We start from the raw sequence: 2,496 nt of genomic DNA, 5'->3' as shown, positions 1-2,496 counted from the left end.
CACCCTTCAGCAGTTCATCCAGAAGTTCCTTGGAGATCGTCATGCATGCTTCCTTTCGGTGAAGCATGGACCGGATCACTCATACACAGAAGATCGGACACTCTCAGGCCAGTTCAAGCGAGAACTTGGCGCCCTTGCGCAGGCCGCGCTTGCCCGGAAACTTCTCCAGATCGAAGAAGTCGCTGGCCGACGTAACACCTTCCAGCTGGTCACCGCGGTATCCGATCACCGTGGAATAAACGAGGATCCCCACACCGCAGTCATAAAGGCCGCCCTCGATGAAATCATCGGCAGCCTTCGTGCCGTCACTGCCATCAGGGAGTTCGTCGATGGGAAGCTGCTCCAGCAGCCCCTCGTCGCAGAGCCGGACCAGATCCGAAGGCTCGACATCGGCGATATCAACCGTCACGTTGCCGACCTCCACCTGCGCCTTGATGGGAACGGCAGGGTTGTCGGCATCGATTGAATTGATCTTGATGCCCGTCTCGGCCATGTAGGGCTTGTGATAGGCCTCCATCTGGGCGGCCGCCACGGCGCCTCCCCACGACATTACGTTGATCTCCTCGGCCTGAGCACTGATGCCCGACGCCGCCAGTCCGACCGTGACTGCAAGGACAGTCTTCATGTTCTCCCTCCTGTTGGTGATTGTTCTTGTTTTCTTGGCGTCCTTTGCGAACGCGATCAGGCAGTCAGCATGTGAACCGCCTGCCTGTCCAAGAGGAGGATATTTCTATTTTTCTGTTTGTCGATGTAAAAGCTGGACATCCTGACGCCGCCTTCGTGCGCAAGTTTATTGCGATGAGGCCATGCGCGACCAGCGTTACGCGGCCCGCAAGGCACGGCGAGGCTGATACGGGAAGCCGCGCCGATCAGGATGTCTGGTCAACTGCCCTGGCCCCGTCGTTCTGGACGATCCTCCGTAGCCCAAGGGCAATCAGGAAGCCCGCGGCACTTCAGTGGCGAGGCCTCTCACTCATCCGGGCGTAATCCTCTGCGGTCATGATCCGACAGTTGAAGAGCCTGCCCTCGTCATCCAGATCGCAGATCCACCAATGTCTTCGGGGAACAAGCGACACCTGGACCAGATGACGACCCCGCTCGGAATACCGGATCCCGGTCCGAAAGCCACTCGCCTCCTCCGCGCTCTTTACAGCCCGGACCAGGCGCTCGTCCCTCAGTCGGACAGCCTCGCCGTGAGTGATCATGTGTTCCGCTCCGTCAGGTTCGCCGGCACGGGGGATTCAACTTCCGCGGGTCATTCCTGTTCCCTGGGCTGTGTTTTCTCTCCCGCAATAAGCAGATGGCGAAGATCATGAATTGGAACCGTGAGATCTCAGGGGGCAGCGCCTGCTGTTCCTTGGAAGGCGTGTGACTGACCTGGCGGCGGACCAGCCAACCCAGACCCCGGGTCATCTTCCTGAGGTGATTTGCATTGATGGGGCTGCCATGATCAGGTGAGCGCTCAGCCATGAAAGGGCGCATCATGACGGAAATGGCAGAAGACCGGCAATCGGATGAGGTTGTCGCCGCCCGCATCAGGTTTGCGTGCAACTCGATGGGCATGTCCGATGTGGAAGGCCAGGACATGGCGCGACGTGCGGTGGCGTTGCGGGCAAAGGCGCACCCCAGGAGGGGTCCTGATGACTAGGCTCAGGACTCGTTCTGGATCACAGCCAGAACAAGACGGTTGCGGCGAGCATGATCGCAGAGAAGAAGGTTTCCGGGCACCGGTCGTATCGGGTCGCGACACGGCGCCAGTCCTTGAGGCGGCCGAACATGATCTCGATGCGGTTGCGCCGTTTGTAGCGCCTCTTGTCGTATTTCACGGCCTTCTTGCGAGACTTGCGGCCCGGGATGCAGACCTTTATCCCCTTGTCTTTCAACGCTTCTCTGAACCAATCGGCATCATAGCCCCTGTCGGCCAGCAGCCAACGCGCTTTCGGCAGGCTGCCCAATAGTGCCGCCGCGCCGGTGTAATCGCTGACCTGGCCGGCCGACATGAAGAACCCGATCGGCCGCCCCTTGGCATCGGCGACGGCGTGCAGCTTGGTGTTCATGCCGCCTTTGGTGCGCCCGATCTGGCGCCCACGCCCCCTTTTTTCACGCACAGGCTCGACGCCGTGCGGTGTGCATTGAGATAGGTCGATCATGATCGTCTTGTGCTCGGCGCGCTCAGTGGCCAGGCCAACCATGATCCGGGCGAAGACTCCGTTTTCGCTCCAGCGCTTCCAGCGGTTATAGAGGGTCTTGGCTGGCCCGTATTCCTTCGGCGCGTCACACCAGCGCAAGCCATTACGATTGATGAAAATTATACCGCTGAGGACGCGGCGATCATCGACGCGGGGCTTGCCATGACTCTTTGGAAAGAACGGCTTCAGGCGCGCCATCTGGGTAACCGGCCGATTGTTACCGCGGCGGTTGAGCCTTGAAGCGTTGCGCGAGTTCAGGATCGCTAACGAAGTCGTCGAGGAACTGGTGCCAGGTTTCTGCTGTGAG

Annotated in this window: 2 protein-coding genes; both read right to left on the bottom strand. The window is 59.9% G+C overall.

All coding sequences use genetic code 11. From position 1 onward, the window contains the following. Positions 1-103: 103 nt before the first annotated feature. Positions 104-625: an extracellular solute-binding protein gene (locus ACTJI6_RS23900; RefSeq protein WP_440804244.1), complete on the bottom strand. Its 522-nt coding sequence runs from the start codon at positions 623-625 to the stop codon at positions 104-106. 1,042 nt (positions 626-1,667) lie between these two features. Next, a complete protein-coding gene (locus ACTJI6_RS23895; RefSeq protein ID WP_440804246.1) occupies positions 1,668-2,387 on the bottom strand; it encodes an IS5 family transposase in 720 nt (239 codons plus the stop codon). Positions 2,388-2,496: the final 109 nt, after the last annotated feature.

Origin of the sequence: Paracoccus sp. 22332 (assembly GCF_052045125.1) — a bacterium.
GTDB classification, from domain to species: Bacteria; Pseudomonadota; Alphaproteobacteria; order Rhodobacterales; family Rhodobacteraceae; genus Paracoccus; species Paracoccus haematequi_A.
Note: the sequence above shows the minus strand (reverse complement) of the source record. Positions and strands in the feature narration are given on the sequence as shown.

What these genes read in the sequence shown, in the direction of transcription:
- ACTJI6_RS23895 (WP_440804246.1), bottom strand. Translation starts at nt 2,387, where the DNA reads ATGGCGCGCCTGAAGCCGTTCTTTCCAAAGAGTCATGGCAAGCCCCGC.
- ACTJI6_RS23900 (WP_440804244.1), bottom strand. Translation starts at nt 625, where the DNA reads ATGAAGACTGTCCTTGCAGTCACGGTCGGACTGGCGGCGTCGGGCATC.